The 21,293-nt window shown below is 38.8% G+C and carries 22 protein-coding genes; all 22 read right to left on the bottom strand.

Annotated features, from left to right (window positions below; all coding sequences use genetic code 11):
- Positions 1 to 973: 973 nt before the first annotated feature.
- From HMPREF0519_RS08015 to HMPREF0519_RS07910, 22 genes are read right to left on the bottom strand one after another with little or no spacing between them, the layout of a single operon-like run.
- A complete protein-coding gene (locus tag HMPREF0519_RS08015) occupies positions 974 to 2,890 on the bottom strand; it encodes a pyocin knob domain-containing protein (RefSeq protein ID WP_003635321.1) in 1,917 nt (638 codons plus the stop codon).
- A 1-nt stretch (position 2,891) separates the two neighbouring features.
- Entirely contained in the window at positions 2,892 to 3,512 is a 621-nt protein-coding gene (locus HMPREF0519_RS08010) for a hypothetical protein (RefSeq protein WP_003635320.1), read from the bottom strand.
- Positions 3,505 to 4,653, bottom strand: coding sequence for a baseplate J/gp47 family protein (locus HMPREF0519_RS08005; protein ID WP_003635319.1), 1,149 nt, complete (start codon positions 4,651 to 4,653; stop codon positions 3,505 to 3,507). Before HMPREF0519_RS08005 ends, HMPREF0519_RS08010 begins: the two co-directional genes overlap by 8 nt.
- A complete protein-coding gene (locus tag HMPREF0519_RS08000) occupies positions 4,650 to 5,018 on the bottom strand; it encodes a contractile injection system sheath initiator (protein ID WP_003558815.1) in 369 nt (122 codons plus the stop codon). Before HMPREF0519_RS08000 ends, HMPREF0519_RS08005 begins: the two co-directional genes overlap by 4 nt.
- 4 nt (positions 5,019 to 5,022) lie before the next feature.
- Positions 5,023 to 5,442: a hypothetical protein gene (locus HMPREF0519_RS07995; protein WP_003635318.1), complete on the bottom strand. Its 420-nt coding sequence runs from the start codon at positions 5,440 to 5,442 to the stop codon at positions 5,023 to 5,025.
- Positions 5,443 to 5,450: 8 nt separating this feature from the next.
- Positions 5,451 to 6,698 (bottom strand): hypothetical protein, encoded by a 1,248-nt coding sequence (locus HMPREF0519_RS07990; RefSeq protein ID WP_003635317.1) that lies wholly within the window; start codon positions 6,696 to 6,698, stop codon positions 5,451 to 5,453.
- Positions 6,695 to 7,165 (bottom strand): phage baseplate plug family protein, encoded by a 471-nt coding sequence (locus HMPREF0519_RS07985; RefSeq protein WP_003635316.1) that lies wholly within the window; start codon positions 7,163 to 7,165, stop codon positions 6,695 to 6,697. Before HMPREF0519_RS07985 ends, HMPREF0519_RS07990 begins: the two co-directional genes overlap by 4 nt.
- 11 nt (positions 7,166 to 7,176) lie before the next feature.
- Positions 7,177 to 9,165, bottom strand: coding sequence for a LysM peptidoglycan-binding domain-containing protein (locus HMPREF0519_RS07980; protein ID WP_003635315.1), 1,989 nt, complete (start codon positions 9,163 to 9,165; stop codon positions 7,177 to 7,179).
- A complete protein-coding gene (locus HMPREF0519_RS07975) occupies positions 9,165 to 14,651 on the bottom strand; it encodes a phage tail tape measure protein (RefSeq protein WP_003635314.1) in 5,487 nt (1,828 codons plus the stop codon). Before HMPREF0519_RS07975 ends, HMPREF0519_RS07980 begins: the two co-directional genes overlap by 1 nt.
- Positions 14,652 to 14,825, bottom strand: coding sequence for a hypothetical protein (locus HMPREF0519_RS07970; protein WP_225429008.1), 174 nt, complete (start codon positions 14,823 to 14,825; stop codon positions 14,652 to 14,654).
- A gap of 34 nt (positions 14,826 to 14,859) precedes the next feature.
- Positions 14,860 to 15,252 carry a hypothetical protein gene (locus HMPREF0519_RS07965; RefSeq protein ID WP_003558799.1) on the bottom strand — a complete coding sequence of 131 codons (393 nt, stop codon included), beginning with the start codon at positions 15,250 to 15,252 and terminating at the stop codon, positions 14,860 to 14,862.
- A gap of 22 nt (positions 15,253 to 15,274) precedes the next feature.
- Positions 15,275 to 15,688 carry a hypothetical protein gene (locus HMPREF0519_RS07960; RefSeq protein WP_003635312.1) on the bottom strand — a complete coding sequence of 138 codons (414 nt, stop codon included), beginning with the start codon at positions 15,686 to 15,688 and terminating at the stop codon, positions 15,275 to 15,277.
- 16 nt (positions 15,689 to 15,704) lie between these two features.
- Positions 15,705 to 16,493: a DUF3383 family protein gene (locus HMPREF0519_RS07955; RefSeq protein ID WP_003558794.1), complete on the bottom strand. Its 789-nt coding sequence runs from the start codon at positions 16,491 to 16,493 to the stop codon at positions 15,705 to 15,707.
- Between the two features lie 20 nt (positions 16,494 to 16,513).
- The gene (locus tag HMPREF0519_RS07950; protein WP_003558792.1) at positions 16,514 to 16,783 is read right to left on the bottom strand and encodes a hypothetical protein; all 270 of its coding nucleotides are present in this window, start codon (positions 16,781 to 16,783) and stop codon (positions 16,514 to 16,516) included.
- A 14-nt stretch (positions 16,784 to 16,797) separates the two neighbouring features.
- Positions 16,798 to 17,604, bottom strand: a complete 807-nt coding sequence (locus tag HMPREF0519_RS07945; protein WP_003635311.1) for an Ig-like domain-containing protein — start codon at positions 17,602 to 17,604, stop codon at positions 16,798 to 16,800.
- Between the two features lie 12 nt (positions 17,605 to 17,616).
- Positions 17,617 to 18,102, bottom strand: a complete 486-nt coding sequence (locus tag HMPREF0519_RS07940; RefSeq protein WP_003558788.1) for a phage neck terminator protein — start codon at positions 18,100 to 18,102, stop codon at positions 17,617 to 17,619.
- The gene (locus HMPREF0519_RS07935; RefSeq protein WP_003635310.1) at positions 18,086 to 18,502 is read right to left on the bottom strand and encodes a hypothetical protein; all 417 of its coding nucleotides are present in this window, start codon (positions 18,500 to 18,502) and stop codon (positions 18,086 to 18,088) included. Before HMPREF0519_RS07935 ends, HMPREF0519_RS07940 begins: the two co-directional genes overlap by 17 nt.
- On the bottom strand, positions 18,499 to 19,104 hold the full coding sequence (locus HMPREF0519_RS07930) for a hypothetical protein (protein ID WP_003635309.1): 606 nt from the start codon (positions 19,102 to 19,104) through the stop codon (positions 18,499 to 18,501). Before HMPREF0519_RS07930 ends, HMPREF0519_RS07935 begins: the two co-directional genes overlap by 4 nt.
- A gap of 1 nt (position 19,105) precedes the next feature.
- Positions 19,106 to 19,462 (bottom strand): hypothetical protein, encoded by a 357-nt coding sequence (locus HMPREF0519_RS07925; protein WP_003558783.1) that lies wholly within the window; start codon positions 19,460 to 19,462, stop codon positions 19,106 to 19,108.
- Between the two features lie 8 nt (positions 19,463 to 19,470).
- Positions 19,471 to 19,674 (bottom strand): LysM peptidoglycan-binding domain-containing protein, encoded by a 204-nt coding sequence (locus tag HMPREF0519_RS07920; RefSeq protein WP_003635308.1) that lies wholly within the window; start codon positions 19,672 to 19,674, stop codon positions 19,471 to 19,473.
- Positions 19,675 to 19,690: 16 nt separating this feature from the next.
- The gene (locus HMPREF0519_RS07915; protein ID WP_003635307.1) at positions 19,691 to 20,728 is read right to left on the bottom strand and encodes a major capsid protein; all 1,038 of its coding nucleotides are present in this window, start codon (positions 20,726 to 20,728) and stop codon (positions 19,691 to 19,693) included.
- A 14-nt stretch (positions 20,729 to 20,742) separates the two neighbouring features.
- The gene (locus HMPREF0519_RS07910) at positions 20,743 to 21,135 is read right to left on the bottom strand and encodes a hypothetical protein (RefSeq protein ID WP_003558777.1); all 393 of its coding nucleotides are present in this window, start codon (positions 21,133 to 21,135) and stop codon (positions 20,743 to 20,745) included.
- Between the last annotated feature and the right edge of the window lie 158 nt (positions 21,136 to 21,293).

Raw genomic sequence — 21,293 nt, 5'->3', positions numbered from 1 at the left:
ATAAAAAAACCTATCCGAAGATAGGTCATACGCATTTGGGGAATGCATACATGAAACTAAATAATTAACTTGGAGTATATCCTAGGAGAATATACCTATCAGGAGTGTGAGTAACTGTCAGCTAAAACTATCACTCACACTTTAATTATAACATAGTTTTAAAAATATAGAGTTAGTTTGTTATTCATTTTCTGAAAAATAGCCAAAGGGTTGCTTAAAATTCATTGATTATTAAGACATAAATGAATTCATAAATTTGCTATCAATCTACCATCCACTTAAGCCCTTATACAATTATATTTTCCCTCTTAATTTCAGCAAAATAAAAGCAGACATTTTCCGGTGCCTGCTACGTAGTATCGTAATAATATTTTCTGGAGAAATAACAAGACTGAATGTTCAAAATTAATCCACAAAGTGCTTCAGTCAAATAAACATTGTACACCTATCGCAAGAAAAAAACATCTACCATATGGAGTAGATGTTTTCACTAGTGAAGATGACACATAATAATATGAGTTAAATGTTAGGAGCACTCATATTAGGGGGCGGGTCAATATATATGTCGTTACATTGACCTTACCCGTATTATAAAACATTCATTTTTAATGTAAACAGTTAGGCACAAAATGGCGCCTATTCCGGACACGGAATAAACGTCAGTTAAGGGAAAGTCTGCAAGTTGAATCGTCAATTTTTTATTGATAAAAGCTTCCTCTTAACGCACTTAGTATAACATGATTCAAAATAAAAGCACCTATCCAACAGATAGATGCCAATTCATATATGGGGATATATGAAATTAAATCATAAACAATAACCGAAAGATATATTTGAGGGTAATATCTTTTAAATATGACTAGTAACCGGGGAGGTCATTAACCATGACATTATTGTAGCATGATTTTGAAAGTATTAGTTAATATTTGATTTCTCTTTTTCAAAAAAGCAATCTGAAGAAAGTTAAACTCATTCATATTAATAGCATATCGTATCCAAACCAGCAGTCTTCTAGGAATCCAGAAGCTAAAAGAGATGTATCACTTGAAACGGCAGCTGAAATTTTGCTTCCACTAATAATAAATGTAGAACGTCCATAGTAGTTGTCAGTTCCTTGATACATCATGTTGCCAGTACCTTTACTTGTAAAGTTTGAAACTACACTTGAAAAATCTAAATGTGCATTCCCGTAATAATTGCCATAGTTACACTGTATTATCCAATGAATATAGATTTTTTTGTTAACAGGATCAATCCTATACAAACAATCCGTGTAGTAAGTTCCGGAAGTCCCATAATCAATTGTGATAAGTGAACTGTCTAATTGACGCCAAGCACTTTCTTTAACGCTTTTCAAATCGGCCATAGTAGCGGCCTGATTATCCCCCTTATCTGTCGAGGCGTCCGTAATAGTGGGCGCAATACTGAAAGTCTGTGCAGTTGTAAATGTTTGAGCCTGTCCCGTTCGTGCTAGGTCAGATGGTAATTGATCAGCGGTCAGCAGGTCTTTATTATCCTTTTGAGCCTTTCCAATGAAATTAACATCTTCAGAAGTATTACCGGTATTGGGATCTTTATGAATAACGGTTGTGTCATTGGCAGGAGTAATTTTTTCACCATTTGGCAATACTAAACTATTATCCGTACTAAATCTCGGAACCATTGTCCAAGGATACCATGTTGCAGGACTACCACTTTGCGTCCTAAAAAATATTTGATCACCTATATTACTGGTACAGATAATATACTGAACGAGTACACTGCTCTTATTTATTATCTGAATTGTTCCCCAATGATTATTTGAATCTACAAAGTTTACAAGAGACGTCCCAAAATTATATATTCCCTCTTGTGTCAAAGTATTTAAATCAGTATTCTTTGCAAGACTCCCCTTATAAAGCCCGTTTGGAACATCTTCTAATCCTACTACATCACTAGCAGACTTGCGCATATCCGTACTGTGAACAACTGCTGAATCGTTAGCCAATTTAATCCAATTTAGATCACTGGTATTTCCGTTATAAGTTCCGCCAACATAGTAAGAAACTTTTGTTAATTCCCCAGTTAAAATTCCCCAAACGTGATTAGATTGAAGTTGAATAGTACCACGTAAATTATCCAACGAATCTGGCGTATCCGGAACTCCTTTATCAACATAAGTGGTATAAAACCCGTTAACGGAAGTGTCTAAAAGCTGTTTAATGCTTTTATATTGATAAGTCGTTCCAATATAGGCGGTCAACGAACCCGTTACATCAGTAATTGGGTACTTCTGCCAGTTAACAGTATCGTTGGTGCTCACTTTTTTATCCAGTTGTTGATTAACGTCAACTGTCTTGGCGTAAGCATTCCCAGCACCGTCAGTAGGATCTGTGTCAAATTTCTTTTGACCGTCAATTGTTTCGTCCCCAGTCGTATGGACAACCGTATCGTTGGTAGCAAACGAATCACTATTCATATTAATGCTGAGGTTGCTTGCATTTGAAAAGCCAATCGCAAATTTGTAGGTTAGTTCAACAGGAGTTGTACCACTGTATGCAGGTACCGTATCTGGACTGTTAGTTGATGTAATAACCGCGATCAATTGAGATGTTCCGTTTGTACTATCACTTCCCCAAATGCCAAATACCCACGCCTTATAATCTGCCGTAATCCCTTCGTTGGAAAGGACAGTTGAAACAATCAGTGAGTTGCTATTTTTAGAGTATCCATTGGCTTGAATCGTTTGCACAACATTGCTAATCGAAGTCATCGTTTGAATATTTGTAGATGCTGATAATTGCGTATCACTAACATCAATTTTATCAATACTCAGTGAAGATTTATTGGCTAGTATTTGTGCGATCAGTTGATTGCCATTATCAGTTACTTTTGCTAAATCATATGCCATGTTAGTTGCCTCCTAAAACAGTTATCGTTTGCGACTTACTTTTAAAAATGCCAATGCCGTCATATTCATTCATCGTTGTTCCGTTGACAAAGTTGATCGATTTAATTACAATGCCAGCCATTGTGGCAGACTGCAGGCGATCCATCATAGTCTGCAGAGAAGAGCTCCCAGATATTAGTTGAGTGGGTAATCCCGTTACATCAATCACCTGGGGTTCACCTGACATTTTTGTTCCATCCCAGCCATAATCATTTTTAACAACAATGCCATTTCCTGTGGAACTAATTCCAAGGGAATTAGAAATTGTATTGATAATATCGTTAATAGTCCCTGACGAATGTCCGGCAACAATTTTGGATTTTAAAATAAACCGATAATTGTCATCTGTAGCCCCATATCTTGGCTGGCTAATTTGATCTCCAATGTTATCAAGCTCAAGGCCAACCGCTTCATCAATAATCTTGGCATCATAGATTGCATCAGTATTACCATCTATCAGCAAAAAGAAATCCACTAAAATGTTGGCCAAATTAATCATTTCTGATCCATCGTTCCAATTGTAACCAGTGTCAAGATAAATCCTTATCTTTTGATACAGTTCATCAACCGTCGTTTTATCCATAGTCCACCTCAATATTACTGTCATCAATTGTCGCAATTTGATAGTTTTCAAGTTGAATGTCATTGCTGGAAAGTGAATTGGCATCCGTTCCAACCTGAACATTTACATAGGTCACACCATCAACGGCATATAAATCAGCATAGGTTTGATTAACGGCAACCTTACTGCCCATTTCCAATCCTTCAATATAACCTTCTAAGGCCAGTCGAATATCATCTTCACCCTCAGATTTATCAAATGAATCACTAACAGTAACTGTTATCTTTGCAAAAATAGGAACACTGGTAGGACGGTCAAAATAAATGGTATGAGAAACGCCAGCACTATCAACTACATTGCCACTTTGAGTTCCGTAAGTAGCAATGCCTCCACCAATATTGTTGAAAATAGTATCAACCACATCTTGGTCTGTACCACCGTCTACATATATGTGAACAGTTTTGGGAGGATTTCCTTCCGAATCCGTGCTCATTGTCAAATTGGTAACAATCTTAGACATCGTCACACCGTTCGTGTTAGCCAGTGCTGTATACTGGCCATTAATAGTAGGTGACTCGTTAGCAATTGCTGAAAGCTTGATTCTTGCCCGAAAGTCAAGATCGGTTTCCATATCCTGACCACCTTGAGCTGGCAAATTATTGGTTACCGATGTAATCTCTTCTACCGGTTGCTGTTGACTGGTAATCGTATTAGCGTCGACATTATATTGATCTCCCAGCTCAGACGAAACTGCTAAAGTTGTTCCAACACCATTAACATCCAATTGGCAATCGGCTAACGTGTAAAATTCATTACCGTTGTCATCCATAAATACGGATCCTGCAACAATTACATATCCGGAAGTTCCGATAAATGATAAGGTAACTTGTGCTTGTTCAGCCTGCTTGCGCATCAAGCCATAGTTGCTTGCCAAACGGTCAAGTGAAACCCCGGTCGCAAAATTAATGCTGCTAGAATCGTATTCATCTTCTTGTTTTTCATCACTATCAACCAGCATCTGTGCAAGTGTCATTGAAAGCTGGCCATAGAAGGATCGTGGAGATACATTTGTACTGGCACCTCTGACTTGTCTTATAATTCCCTGAACCATGTCTAAGGCATCATCATATTCCAACTCGGTATATCCGTTTTCGTCTATCAATTAAGTTCACCTAGGTCCATATATAAACTAAAGAGCTGATTGCTGGCTTCGATTTTTAAATTAACGTTTAAAATGCGGGTCTTCTTATCCAAGTCAAAGTTACACTCCACTAGATCGGTAACTCTTGGATCTTCCAGCAGACAGTCTTGGATTGCTGCTGTAGCCAAGTTTTTATCAAATCCTTTAGTTAGAACACTATCTCTATCCAGACCCTCGGCCTCGTCTAATACCCAATGCCCTTTCCACATGTTTAAAGCAAGTCGGCATGATTGGGCAAGTTCATCGATATCTTCAACCATTGGCACATCACCATTGGCGTCAACCGCAAGGTCACCATCTTCAGTTATTAAAGCGTCTTGAGCCATTTAATCACTCCCCATCATATATTTTGCCAATAATGACACCATCATTAATGTCATGTGTTCTGCTCGACTGCAGAGAATAAGCGGCAGATCCTTTTAAATTGGTAACATCCCGATCGTCAAAAAGGACCACCACGACATCCCCAACTTGGTAATTAAGAGAAATTTCAGCATAAAAAAAAGAACCCTCACTTTGGCTCTCCAGATTATCATGATATTTAGCTTTAATTGGGATATAGGTTGCTGATACGTAAAGGATAGGTGGCCGCTTAATGCCATTATCATATAAGGCTAACGGTTGAACATTGAAAGTATGATCACCATTATCTTTAATGATTTTGCATCGCAAAGATACATGAATTGAGGCGGCACTATCTGATTTTAATTCATTCATAAAATCTTGTAGATAATTCTTTTTGGCTGTCATTTGATCACCTACTTCTTTTTCTTATCTGAACGTTTTTTCTGCTTTTCTTTTAATTTCTTCTTATTGTCCGCATCCAATTTAGCTTTAGCCTTTTTGTCAGCTTTTTCGGCTTTTTCAGTCTTTTTAGCATTGGCTTTTTTATAATCGCTGTAACTAACGCAATCACATGTGGTCGTCATTGAATCGCTTGAAGTATCGTGCTCACCACTTTCAGCAACAACCCACCCCGAAATAGTTTCACTCGTCAAATGATAAATGGTACCTCCAGAGATAGTTCTCCGAAGTAAGAACTCCACTTGGTAGTGTTTCAAGCCATCATCAGAATCATCCTGCAGCTCCGGTTCTTGGAGTAAGCCAGTATCATAGCTGATATATAAATCACTTTTTTTGTTTTTTGAGTAGTTTCTTATATAAAGTTTGCCATGTGATCGATAAACGGGCGTTTTGCATATTGAAGCAATCGACTCAATAGCCGCCATCGGTTTTGATTTAGCTGTATATCCCTTCATAAATTTGTGGTCATAAGCTAACTTCATGCCATATATCTTAATGCCAGCCGCCTTAGCAATTTTTTTAATGATAGTTGATCCCCTGGTATTTTTGGCAAAGGTTAATGGTTTGTATTTAGTAGTTTTTTTGTATTTCTTATCTTTTTCAAGAATTTCCTTTTGCTTTAAATAAGACTTTCTTTTGGCTTTTGCATAAGCATTTTTAGCATTTAAAATCTTTTTATTATATGCCCTAACCTGTTTATTATTAGCATTCGGATTATCATCACGCCATTTCTTACGTTTAGCATTAAGCTGACTATTGTACTTAGTAATTGCTTCATCAAGAGATTTTTGAGAAGCAGTAACCCGTGTTTTACTGGTAGTTTTAACCTTGACTTCTTTTTTGGAATCATAGTTTGAACCATCTGAAATAGTAAAAACGAAGGTTTTATCACCAGAAGCATAGGCACTTGGATCAACAGATGACACGGTCCCCTGTGTTAGCAATCCAATTGTATTATATTCACCAGTTTCTGAAATCCATCCAAAATATACGCGGACATTGCATCCCTTTTCTACAATGTTTTTATCTGATTCAGGCAAATTATGAATTGTGATCGTTGAAATATTTTTATCTGATGCGGTAGAAAAAGGATTTTGCACTTCAACAATGGCATTATATCCATCTTTACCATAGCTTTTAAGAACCATATTTTTACTTTTACCATCAACTTCAACTCTTTGATATGCTCTTACTAATTTCATAGTGATTCGCCACCATTTGGTAATGCATAAGGGTTATTATCATCTTGTGGTTCATCTTCAATTAAGCTATCGTCACTGTCATCTTCATCAGTTAAATCATCATTCTCATCATCTGAATTATCAGAGTAGTCTGGATCGGTTAATGATGGGTCAAGGTCGTCATAGTACAAAAATACTGATTCTTGAAAGTTGTCCCAACTGACATCTGTCTCAATACCCGATTCATCCATCGGAATGATTGTCTCAGTCGGTAATCTAGCATCATTAATATTCCACAAAGGCATCCCATAGACTAGTTTTTCGCCCTTAATAAGTGGCTCGCCGTTAGCATCGTATAAGTCAAAATAGAAGTTATCGTATCTTGGACGATAAAACAAGATTAATTCAAAATCATCCGTCCCTGATGAAAGTGTAAAATCTTCAGGAAGACTATCTTTATTGACAATTAACTTATCTCGCAAACTCATAATCTTCCTCCTCACTTATAACGCATTTTTTTGCCAACGGGAATCTTAGTAGCCGACCAGCCATTCCATTTCTCCAGTTGTGACACGGATACATTGTACTTCTGAGCTACTTTCCAATAAGTATCACCAGCTTTAACAGTGATATACTTCTTAGAGCTCTTTTTGTGGCCTGCACCGGCTGTTTTGTTTTTCTTACCGCTGGAGGTTTTCTTCTTTTTCTTTTTAATATTGGAATCAGCCCAATTCACATAATCAAGTGTAACAGTGACCGGAATGACATTATTATAATCTTTATCATGAGTTTGAGTAGCTGTCTCAACCAAGCAGTGAGTATTTGAAACACTACCGCTATACTCGACTTCGATCATATTTTCACACCAATGTTGCAATTTAGTCCAACGCTTTTTTATTGATTCTAATGAATTGGGCTTACCTTGAATATGCCCCGTAATTGTTATCTGAGTCGTTCCATAGCTTGTAATGGTATTTAATGGCTGCCCTTTAATTACGGGATAAGAATTAACGGTTGCTGTTGGTGTGATATCTTCCTCATCGGCAAAAATAATAACGTAACTATCCTTGCTGCCAGGATTCACAGGTTGAATAACAACATCTTTGTTTCCACCAAATTGTGCTAATTCAGTCGTTATATTAGCCGATATCTCCTGCTTCAGCATTTTACGTTCGGCATTTTTTTGAGCCGTCAGCTGTTTTTTCTTAACTGATGCTAGTTTATTTTTAGCCGTTTTAGCTCTTTTTTTGAGCTTAGTAAGTGCGCCTGATTGTTCTTTCAGCACTTTGTTAAGGGCGTCAAGCTGATTTTTTAAGGCTTGTTTCTTAGTTCCGGTTGCCTTTGCGTACTGTTTAGTTACAATGGCAATTTTTTTCTTGGTGCTTGCAACAAGCTTCTCCTGGCTTTTAACATCTTTAGTCGCATTTTTATATTCACGCGTATCCTTAACAACAGATTTGCCGGTTGATTGATACTTTTGATAATCAGATTTAGCAGAATTAAACGCTGACTTTGCCTTAGCCAACGCACTTTTAGCAGCATTTAAAGTATCTAAATATTTTTGCAAATCTTTACTGGCGTTTACTACAGGCAAGGTAAATAGATAAGTAACAGCTGTACTTGAATCATGATTATTAAAACCAACATAAATAACGCTGCCACTAGCAAATACTGTCTCAGCCTCTGAAAGAGGATAAGACATGTTAAAAGTTGAAGTATCATAGGTTTTCACGAATTGAAGAGTATTAGTCTCAACGTTTACGCATCCCAAAGTGGCAGGATCGGCTGTAGAGTAACTGCCCGTATGCCACCATAAATACGGTAACGATAACGACTGGGATTGCCAGGTTTGGCTGCCTACATCATAACCAATGGCTGTTAAGTCAATTGAATACTTAGGATTATCGATATCACCCGGATCACATACATAATATTTAGTTCCACGAGTATAGCCGAGCATATTACTTGATTGATCATAGTTAACTCGAATTAAATCCGGAAATGTTGCTAACGCAGTCAGATTGTGGGCATCAATCGTTTTGCCAGCCTGGTATGAAAACTTAGATATTTGATAGCCGCCATTTGAGGCTAATGTATCTGACCAAATATTTCCCGATCCATCTAAGCCAAATGATCCACCATGGCCACCATTTTTAACGGTCATATAGTCAAGAGGATTAAGTGAACCATCAAATCTTACAAAGCATAAGCCATCACTACTGCTTTCTGTTCCAAGATAACCATCATTGCACGGCAAAATATATTGCGCACCGATGTAGGGGATCGTTGTTTTAGCAGTATACTGGCCAACTTTTTTGTTTCCGGCTTGATTAATTGAAACATACTTACCTGTGTCGTCCCCATCAGTGCTTTGATCCAGCATATTAAGATAGTCTGTATTAGCTTGTTCATAGACGCTTTCCGTCTTATTTAAAGTAGAAAGTGCTGAGTTATAGGCATTCTTTGCCGCATCCGAAGCTGTGCTCATTATAGATTACCTCTTTCCTGAGCCGACATAAGGTCAGCAAACATCTTCTGAACCGTATTCTTAATTGATGGCTCGAGCTCCGCAGCAAGTTGGTTTCCAGTTGTTGTGCTATCAGCATTGATATTAAAAGTTGCATTAAAGTTAACAACAACTGGCTGGCTTGTTTTAGAGGTCCTTTCACTAGCTTTGAATGGATTAAAAGCTAGTGGATTAAATCTATTAATCTCATCAAGGACTTTTTGAAGATTTGCTTTGCTAAATGGTGAATCAGCATGCTTTGATCGGGCATTTATAACTGAAGCAATTAATCCATCAGCCGTTTTCTTTTGAGGATTAATAGCAACTTCTGAATCTTTTTCTCCGAAAACATTTAGTTTACCCTTTTTTGACCAGCCACCATTGTTGTGAAGAAGTGTTTCAATTTTACGAGCACCATTAACGTGTTGAGCATTATAGCCACCACGTTCCCAGTCACTGGAAAAGGCATTGGCTAATGATGCAACGGATCCGGTTCCTCTAAGAATTCTTTTTAGAATAGAGCTGTTACTAGAATCGCCCTTCAAGGCAAAATCAATTTGAGTTCCAGCATTCTTCCAAGATTCACCATGGCTGCTAGCATACGATTTTAAAGAACTGAAACGGCCACCCAGCCATTGTCCCAGTCCGGAAGCACCGATACTGTTTTGAATACCCGGATTTAATCCGGACTCAAATTCCCAATTTCCTAATGCAGCAGCAATCCCTTTATTAGTTGCAGCTGGGTAAGCCCGTTTAATGGCAGCCGCCAACTTTTTGGCACGACTGGCAATGTCCCCACTAAGGGCAAGAGAACCAGCACTTCCAAGGCTCACTTGTAAATTCTTTTTAATCCAGCTTAATGCTTTGCTGCCTAATTCTTTCTTAGCAAGTGCTTCTAAGCGACTTGAAGCAGTTTTCTTAGTTTTATTGCCGCCAGATTTACTGGATAATCCCGGCACCGTTCTTAGACCTTTAAACCCACCACCAAAATCTTTGATGGGTCCATATTTTATTCCGTCGGTAGGATTTTCAGCATTCCACATACGGCCTTCGCCAGCAGTTGAACTAACAATCCCAACGTGGCCATTATAGAAAGCCAAGTCACCAGGCTCACCATTCTTCCAAGATACTGGTTTAGTGGCTGAAAATTCAGGCCCGGTTGTTGAACCGGGTAACGTGATTCCTAGCTTTTTAAGCGCCGTATAAACCAGTCCGGAACAGTCATAGGCATTGGGTCCAAGTCGAAGATTGGCGGCTTCTGAATAACGTAAATGAGCGGCTTTACCAAGTTTAATAGCTTCTTGAAGAAACTTGCCTTTAGAACCAGAGCCGGTTACACCATCTGATCCAATAGCATTTTCAATGACCGACCACATCGCAGCCGACCATGGTGCCCCAAACTTATCTGATGAGTTTTTGCCAAGTGCAGTCGTCCCTTTTTGCAAATCCGTTCCAGTACTATTAAGCGTGACATTAAACGTATTATTAAATGCTTTTGTGGGATTCTTAGAGCTTTTTTCAGCTAGTTTACGCAACTCACTGTGTGATACACCAGACCCCTTGGAAAAGTGGTTCAACCCAAGTTCTTTGACCTGTGAACCATTAAGAACCTGATCACCTTTTTGCAAAGCAACGGTTTGATTCTGACCTTTTGGCATAATAACGTGTCCATTATGAACAATGGCTTCTTGTCGCGAACCATAACCGGCATCATTGATGACAGCTAACTGGTTACGGTTGATTTTACCGTTAGTACCTTGAGCATAATGGATCTTATTGATAACAGAATTGTTTCCGCCAAATTGGCTTAATACTTTATCAATTCCTGAAATACCGCCATTTAATTTATCAACAGTATTTGACATGGCAGAATGGGCATAATCGCCCATTTTCCCGAGTGCTTTGCCAAAGCCGGTAGCCGTATCAGTCCCAGTATCAACAACACCTTTTTCAAGTTGATCCATCTGCTTCTGGACACCCTTTTGCATGTCGTCATAGTCAGAAATCGAATTATTTTTAACTTTAGCAGTTAGATTACCGGTATCATTCTTGATATTGTTCCAACGGCCAGTATTGTATTTATCAAATTGATCAAGTTGTGTTTGAGCACCCTTTTGGAGCTGATCATAGTCTTTAATGGTTCCCTTTTGAATATTGTTAGTCTGTTTACCGGTTTTACTATTGATATCTTTCCAGCTTGACAAATTATATTTATTAAACTGATTAAGCTGTTTAGATGTTCCCTTTTGCAGTTTGTCATATTCATCAATAGTTTCTTTACGAGTTTGTTGAGCATATTTGCTGGTTTCAGAATGAATCTTCTTAGCTGTCCCTTGTGGTCCCTTACCATCTGCATATCCATTGAGAATCAAGCCAGCTCCCAAGCCGCCATTCAGAATTCGTTTTGTTTGTTGAGCATTGATAATCCGCTCACCAGATTTAACAGGTGCAACTTCAGGACCATTTTCGCCAAGTAGTCTTGCATGTCGACCATTAACCATATAGGCAAGCTCGGGACCACCTTCACCAACAAGTGCCCGATGACTTTTCCTCATTAGGCCACCTTGAGCATGTGATCCTAACTTTTTGGATGAATGATGCGAGCTGGACTTACGCGATCCAGTTAATTTACCAATAAGTGTTTTAACGCCACCAGTAACATTCCCAATAATCTTTCCAAGAGTCCCAAAAACATCTTTTGCGAGATTTTTTATCGTTCCCAATGCACTCGTAAATATGTTAAAGAACCCGCCAAAGACTTCCTTAGCATCTTTCCAAGCCTTTGACCAACGGCCGTGTACAAGATCATTAATACCGCTAAACGTGCCACCAACTATTTTGGCTACTCCTTTTACAGTACCGGCAATTCCCTTAAAAATAGTGCCAACAACTTTAAATGCACCACCAAGTAAATGGCCGAATACTTTAATCGACGTACTTAGTTCAGTAACAAACACATCTTTCCAAAGTGTTCTAAGTGGCGTAGCGTATTTCATAATTGTTGAAAAAGCTTTGCCAACTTTAGGTGCAATTTGATCAAACGACTTTGAAATTGAATGCCAAGCGCTCTCAAAAGGCTTTTTAAGACCTTTGGTAGTAGAATTCCACGACTTACTGATATATTTGCCAGCAGAACCAAACGCTTTGGAAACTGGCTTTAATTGTTCACCAATTCGATGGCCCATTTTGGTTTTGCTAAATTTATGAACAGCCTTACCTGCCCATCCACCAACTACATTTCCAATCATTGAACCAACGGCAGCACCAGCAGTACCTCCAAAGAAGAAACCAACGCCACCACCGACTGCAGTACCAATGCTTTTTCCGAAGTCTTTAAATTTAGTCTTACGATTTTTGGACTTAATAACTTTATATAAATCGAATCCAGAACTCGCTGCAATTCCAATACCTACTCCAGCACCAGCAACTTTACCAAAGGTGGAGGTTTCTCGCATGATGCCACCCTTGGTAACCCGCGAACCGATTTGGCCGGCATTCTTTTTGATTAATCGTTTGCCTAATATTCCACCGAACATATTATGGCGACTTGTTAATACGTTTGAAATTAAACCGCCTCGGCTAATTTTGTTTGATCGCCCAGCCATTCCAGCAATATTTTTTAGACCTTTTACTGATTTATTACTGTGTTTACCAGTAATCAGGTTGGCCGCACCTCTGAACAGTTTGCTAGTAACGTATGCACTTCCACCGATAGCAGCCGTAGCCGTTCCAAAGCCAATAACTTCTTTCATTGGTTTGGGAAGTTTAATTAGTACGTCTAAAAATTTGTTAGCTGAATGAAGCGATTTTGTAAAGAAAGGAAGAACGGTTTTAGTAAATCCCAATCCCATAACATTCATGAATTGTTTAAACTGTTTAATCTGGTTTTGCCAAGATTTCATGTTCTTTTTGGCAAGATATTCGTCATATCCTTTGCCGCCATACATATTTTGAGCATTACCAACATGCCTAGTTAATCCACGAAGAGTATTAGTTCCAGTGTCACCCTTCTTGCCGACCAATTCCATTAAATCCAAGCCCGCTTGTTGACCTGTTGTGCCAAAAAATTTACGGGCAAAGTCGTCTTTTTTAGAAGTTGTTAGATGTCTAGTTTGATGGTTAATGTAATCTAATAATGCAGGTAACGATTTAAGCTGTCCATTTTTATTGTAGAAACCGCTTTGCTTAATATGGTATTGCTCCATAATTGGCCCTTGCTGGGACATTTTGCTAAGATTAGGCGAAGCAAATGCGTTAATAACCTTACGTAACCCAGTACCTGCAATGGATCCATCAAGTCCACGGTTAGACATAATACCAATTGCAGCAACAGTACTTGCCAAACTTTCATGTGCACTATGTGCAACCTGAGAAGCATACTTTAACGCCTCACCCGTTCCGCTAAAGTTGGTAGCCGACAAATCAGCTCCATACGCCATTTGGTTAGTAACCAACTTGGTATATTCCTTCATTCGCTTGACAGAATTACCGGCACGGTTCTTATAACCAAATGATTCAAGCGCTGGGGCTGCATTATTAACGACAGACAGATAGGGGTCTCCAGACGCTCTAGCAGCCTGTAGGAAGTATTCATGAGCTCCCAGTTCCTGCTTACCGTTGTAACCCCGACGAATCAATTCTTCGCCGCCTTTGGCCATATCAACGGGAGATACACCATAGCGAGTAGCAAATTGATTATTTTCTTTGGCCATTGTTGCGGTTTCATTCTTAGCTGCTGATGAAGATTCACCGCCAGTATGGATTAAGTTACGAATAGTAGTGTAGCGATTTTGTAAATTAGTAGCTTCGTCAGCAGACTTTTTAAATGCTGCGGCAACTGGAACCATTGCCATGGCCACCATAGTTCCCATATCGGATAACTTGCTACCAGCATCGTAAAGTTTACCAAACGAAGAACTTGTCTTATCAGAATGGTTTCTAACCTTACTCATACTCTGGTCAAAGCGAGTACCCATTCTTTCAGATCCGCCAGCCGCTTTATCCATATTTTCGCGCATAACCCGTGACATAGTGGTTGACTTGGTCTTAGTTTTGTCCATGTCATCTTTGGTTTGGGATAAATTGGTTTTAACCTTAATATTTATCGAGTTAGGAATATTTTTATAGGCACTTTTAATTTCTTTCGCACTATCAGAAAAAGCCTTGCTGGCTTGTCCCGCATATTCACGAGATTTGTCAGCAAGGCTTTTAGAACGATCTATAACTGAATCAAATGACTTTCCCCAATTATCAGAAAAAGAATTTGCCTTGCTGGATAACTGATCAAATTTATCATTTATTTTTTGGAATCCACTAACCGAAATGTCTCTACCAAAATGAGAAAGCACATCATTGGTATCTCGAGAATTTCTTTTAAGCTTATCCATCAAGTCATTTGCACGAGTTAGCTCATCCATATTTTCTGCAACAACGCGGAAGCCAACCTTGGCACTTCTTGCATATGCCATTTATAGCCCTCCTCCTGCCATCTCAGCCATTACTTTTACCCGCTTGCCATTTGCCCAATTCAAAATTGAAAGCTCACTGGCGTTCATTAATTTAATTGGTCGGGGCAATCCTTCGGCTAGTCCTGCGTAAATATAGCTTTGCCATCCTGCCTGAGACGCAACGTGTTGTTCCATAAACCGATCTATGTCTCCACCTGATCTAAAAGGATTAGTCAAGTTGTTCTTGAAGAAACGTATCACATTGATCAAGCACGGTGGCCAATTTCTTGTGATCATCCCAGTAAGCCCATCCCATTTTTTTGGTTTCACCATGTGAAGTAGGGTTTTGAATAACTTGTGGTAGATCAAGGGCTTCATTCCCCCTCATCAGGGCTCCCCAATATGCTCGATTACCACTTTGAATCAAATCCATAAAGCCAACAGCTTTTTCATAACCAGGGAACTTAAATACATAAGTAATGTTCTCCTTGGATTTAGGGTCCCAAATTTTGAAATTACCAACAATATATTTACCACTATTGTTAACATTTAATTTAGGTTCCTTAATTGGGTCCTCTTTTGAGGGTGTGCTTTTAGAATTAATCTTTGCTTCTTCAGCCATAACTTACTTCTCCTTTTGTCTTTTAGTTATCGTCACTAACGGGTTCAACTTGATAATCAGGACATTCAAAGATCACTGATCGAGTCGGGTAACCAGTTCCGTCTGAAATATTCGGAACTTTTTGTAAAACAGCATGTTCTGAATGTACCCATTCTGCTTTATTCTTAACACTAATCGGCACTTCTTGGTAGGTACCGGCCATATCAAGAATTTGTTTATAGGCAGCCGTGTTAGGATCCAAAGTGAAGGTCATCGTACCTGATTGATCATGCTGAATAGCCATCTTGTGATTACCAAAAGCATCATTAGAAGCTGTGGCATCATTATTAGTTTGAGTTGAGGAGAAAAAGTCACCAGGCCCCCACTCAGTAATTGGAATACCGTTAATTGAAGTTGCTGTGTCGATACAGTCATATCGATGATATGTTTCTGGCATTTTTTAACACTCCTTTTTATAAGTCAATTACACCAGTGATGTAGCCATCGTCAATAGATGCTGCTGGCTCATACTTCCAGCTAAGGCCTTTATATTTACGAGCCTTAATATCAACATCTTTCATATCATCACGCGGTAATGCTGTAATTACAGCGGTTGTTTTACCATTTGAATCACTATCAATAATTCCTTGACCATAAGCAGTAGCAAAAACACTTTGTAATGCGGTTGCCAAGACGTTAATTCCGTTAGCATCAAATGATAGTTTATCGTTCTTAGTCATGACGGCGGTTAATTCTTTAAGCGAATGACGAACTATCCAGTCCAACCCTAAGAATTGATCAATATAATCACCAGTTAAAGTCTTACCATCACGCAAAATCGGTGTACCTTGAGCATAATAATAAGTATTAACGTTAGCTTGCTCATATGGTGTTAATTGATTCTGCTGAAATGAAAGCTGATCTTGGGGTTGTACGCCTACTAAACCAGTTAGATTGGCACCGTCAAAGGTTCCGACCGTTAAACCGGCGACTCGTCCAACATACGCACTTGATAGAACATCTTGATTTTCACCATCATCACTAACCGGAACGCTAAATCCAGCAGTCCGTTCATTATACGAAAGCGGAGCAAGTTTTGAAATATCTTCTGAATCGACTAAAAGAATTTCTTGTCCCTGCGACTCGATATAATTGGACATAGCCTGGATTTCATCATCACCTAAGCCAACGGGAATGACATACTCTGCACCGGAGAAAAAATATTTTTTCAGTGCCGAAATGACATTATCTGTATTTGCCATTTGTGAGTTCCTCCTCTAGTTTATTTTGCAATATTTTGACTAACTGCAGATTGCGGAACATCTTTTACAGCCGTCGTTGAATCTGAGTGAGCCTTAAAATTTGTGTTGGTAACTTTGTCCATTGCTAATTTAAACAATCCTTTTGCCAAAGATGTACCTGAAGCAAGTGTTTTTACTGTGTTAACGATAGTGGCATCATCTAAAGCTACTTTAAGAGATAAAGTAACCCCTTCAGTTTCACCGTCAAACACTAAATAATTTTTACCGTCTTCTGATTCGAGTTTAATCATTGTTTATTCCTCCATTATGATTCTGCATTTACAGTAGCAGTAGCGGTTGCAGTAAAGCTGCCATCAATTGTTTTGGCTATTACATTAGCTGTTCCGGCTTTAAGATAAGTGACCTTACCAGCGTCATCAACGGTCAATACTGAATTATCACTTGATGACCAGGTGACATCCTTATTGGTTGCATTATTAGGAGCCACGTTGGCTACTAATGTATCAGTACCACCTGCCGTGCCTGTTAAGGTCGTTTTATTAAGTGTGACACCTGATACAGGAATATTAGGAGCCGCTACACTTACGCTTGCAGTAGTAATAATTTCATCATTAACACCCGTCTTGAATGTCAAAGTTGCATGCCCGGCAGCCTTTAATTCAATTGAGAATGAACCGTCAGTATTTGGTGAAATCGTTGCTACGCTGGTGTCGCCAGAAACTGCACTAACTGTTTTATCAGTAGTTGTTGCCGGTAAGACTGTTGGCGTAATCTTCAATGTTGTTCCTACAGTTCCGGTTAAAATTGAACTATCAAGAGTAATTGAAACCGGTGAAACGTAAGAATCTTCTGGTACTACGGTCAGTACAAGAATTGATTGTGGTGGGTTAATCCCGTTAAAAGCCGCATTTGCATGCTTATAAAGCAAACTGTCGACATCATAGTCGTTTTGAACATCGTCTAAACTATTGTATTGTTTAAGACTGGCTGTTGTTGCGCTTGAATCCTCAATCACGTACATTGGCACTTGGTCGCCTAAGTCTTGTACCGCCCTGGCGACGGTCACGCTAGTGTGAATTGGTCCTAACGGACTGTTAACTTCATATGCCATTTTTTATACCTCCTATTTATTTACCTGACCATTGGGGTTGTTATAATCATCAAAAGTCGGTAATTCGCTATCAAAGTTACGTTGCAAACGTAACTGTAAATCAAATCCATATTCATATTCTGAACTAACGGTTATTAATACCGTTCTGCTAGATGGATCCAGTACATCCACAACAGTGATACCATCTTGACTAAGTTCATAGTGAACTTCCGGATCACGTAAAATGGCCTGAATGTCATCTGAAATATGCAATGCCTGCATCTTTAAATTTGAATGAACGGTAACTGATACATATGTTTCAAATGGCTCATGATTGGGTGAATGTGCCCACCAATCACGAATAACATTTCCTTTGGGATTAACAACAATAAAAGGAAAAGATGGTTTTTTACCGGATTGATATTCTTCAATTACATGCAAACCATCCAGCCCAGTAATGTCCATAATGCGTTCTCTGATCGTCTTTACCATACCATCCCAGTCAAAGGTCCGGATCATCGTTATTCGCCTCCTGTGAACTATCTTTGAGATAGTACATACAGATATCAGCAAGTTGGTTGTACCGATCAGGCCCAATAACAATCAGTCTTTGCCATCTCGTTTCATCGTCATCATTCTTAAGCTTAATGATGGTACCAACTTGCACCCTGTGCTTTGAATACCATTCAAATGAAAAATTAATTGATTGACCAGAATCATCGGTTATCAATGTGTCTGAACTATTGGAATTATCAGCCGGAATAACCGGTTCAACGTCATCAATATATGGTTGATCACTTGTGTTAGCAGGAATATATTGTCCCTGATCATCCATACCTCCATCGTCAAACTGGTTTCCTTGATAAATCCTTATGGGAATTCCATAACGTTTTATTAAGTTCTTTTTAGTAAATCTCATGTATCAATCACTCGATAACTTATTGATCTAAGCATCGTCCCAGTGTCAACAAGGGGATCATCTTTTCCTTTGTTTGCAATTGTTAGTGGGGCATTGCTTGGATTAACTTTAAGAACAATATTATCTTTGATATATCCTTTGAGCTTTAAACCAATATGCTCATACAATTCTCGTGGTGTAAGTTCACGATTCATAATCCTATTTAAATCATCTTCAACACTGTCAAAAATGCTCCACATATGATCATCAACACCATCCCTCAGGAATGATCTTTCAGGTATATGAACATGCTTTACAAGGATAAAATAGATATCCAAGCCGCCATTGTTATTATTCATCGCTAAAACATTCTTACCCTTGGGTTTGAACAGCTTGTTGCCAAAATCACTTGCTTTATGGTGTAATCCCAATTTAGTCGGAATTGTCAACCACGCTCCATGAATTGGCGTTATATCAGCTCCAAATTCATTAACCGTAGCAATCATTTGAAGAAATTCAAGCCCTTTATTTCCTACATCTAGCAATACACCGGCTTCAACTAAGTAATGATTTAATTCCCTCAAAGACGCCATAATTTCTGGAATGTGATTTTCATCAGACATCTCATCCAAGCTTCATCACCCACTTTCCAAATCCGAGCGATGCAAGCAAGTTTTGATATGCCTCTTCCCATGGATTAGTAGCATTTTCACTATAGTCAGTTTCTAATCGACCAGCCTTGTCTGATGACACTCCGCTAGCAACATCAGATGACATCCAGAGAAGCGATAAGGCCTTATATCTAGTTGCAAGGGTAATTGTATCTGAATCAGCACCAGCCAGATTAGAGTGCATTACAACCAGATAAGCGTCCTCAATTGTTTGGTTAATTGAGGGATCTGACAAGTTATCAAGCATCCCATTAGAAACATCTTTCATCAAGGTCACCATGTTTGCTTCATCAAAAGGAAGTGTCATCATAATCACCCCTAGTCGTTAATGGCAATAACCAACTTCTTGCCTGTTTTAACATCAGCAGTACGTGGAATATGATTAATAACTGCTAAATATCCAACGCTGGTGTGGTTAGCTGTGGCAATTGCCCATAATTCATCACCATCTTGAACAATATAATAGGTCTTGCCATTTTCGGTGTAATTCTTAGTTGTATCAATTTGATCTGGATACATCATGGATCACTTCCTCCTTTTAAGCAGCCGTTGTAATGTCAAGAATAAATACTTGTTTAGCAACGGTAATTGTTGGCACAAATTTTTCATCGACAATGGTCTTGACAGTCACTGGATCTGAGGAAGCACTAGTTGAAAGAGAAACACCAGTATCAAAAATAGATACAGTCGTTCCTGAAACTGGAACACTTTCTTCCGGTGTTTCAACAAAATTCATTTGACCAATCGGCTCATTGGCAGTCCCTGGTAAGAAAATAATCTTGCCATCTGGAATGAACTTTTCAAACGTACCGTTGTTATTCCATCCTTTATCATAAACAACTACCTGTAATCCTAGGAACGCTGAGAACCATTGCTCAACAACAGGCTGAGTAAGAATGTTTCCCTGTGGTGATACCGTCCCAGAAAAAATGGTGTTTTTTAGTGCAGCATTGTGCATCAAAATATACATAGTCTTTGAATTCATTAAGACCCGAGTTAAAGCCGTACCAACTTTTTGCGAGGCAGTATCCTTAACACTACTGATGTCATCATATGGATTAGAGGAATCATCAGTCCATACTTTAGCAACTTTCATATTCTGGAATGACTCATAGCCAAAGTCTGCCAGTTGATTACCCAGAAGCAGCTTGCCGTTCAAAAGTGCTTGGACGGCGTAATACTCGCGAGTAAACCGAGCACGTAAAAGCAAATTAGCTTGATCATCGTACAATTTCTTAGTGATGGTCAAAATCAAATTTTCGTCATTAGATGCAATGGCATTATTTAAATCTTTAAAATCGTACTCATTAAGGTTCAACTTGTTTTTAAATTTGTAAGTTGGCAATGTGCCAGTTTGAAGTGAGCCACGTTCAACAGGCAATGCTGCTGAATCTTCTTTGGTTAAATCAAGTGGTGCTGGATATAAGTCTTGACCGTTAATTAATTTAACGTTATCAGCCTGTTGCTTAGTGGGGGTAAACAAAGCTTCCATTAGGTAAGGAGCTGTGTATTGCGGATTAGTGTTCCAATAGCCTTGCAGGTAATTGGAAGTTAGTAAATCAAATGCGGTTGCCACGATATAACATCTCCTTATCGATTAATTAATTTAACGCCAGGTGTTTTACCAGCAACCGCCTGTAATGCGGCTACAACAGTACTATCAAGTAATTTCTGGCGTAAATAAACATTTTCAAACCAAATTGTTACGTCTGCATCTCCAGCAGTAACATCCGTGTCTGCAGCAACTACGCCCGCAAACACTTGTCCTTCGGCACCTGTAAATGCTGACAGCTTAGTAGTGCCTATAGATTGATCGGCGCTCAACCAGTCAACTGTCGCGCTGACTGGAGTACCTTGTAAAATAACTTTCTTACCATCAGAACCAGCTGTGACAGTCGTACTGTCAATTGTTCCTGGTAAGCTAACGGTTAAATCTTGCCGAATTCTTGGATCAGAGTTGGCAAAGTATTGTGTATCAGCCATAGGTTACATCTCCTATTTTTCTATTTATCAAAGAATTTTCCCTTGAATCTATCTGGATCTCCCAGCGTTTTTTTAGCAACTAATTCGCCAAAACTAGGGGCAGCATTATTTTGCTGTGTATTACTATTTGGAATTTGATTATTTTTAAACATGTTTTT

The organism is Lentilactobacillus hilgardii DSM 20176 = ATCC 8290 (assembly GCF_000159315.1).
GTDB classification, from domain to species: Bacteria; Bacillota; Bacilli; order Lactobacillales; family Lactobacillaceae; genus Lentilactobacillus; species Lentilactobacillus hilgardii.
This window is presented reverse-complemented; position numbering and strand designations above follow the sequence as displayed.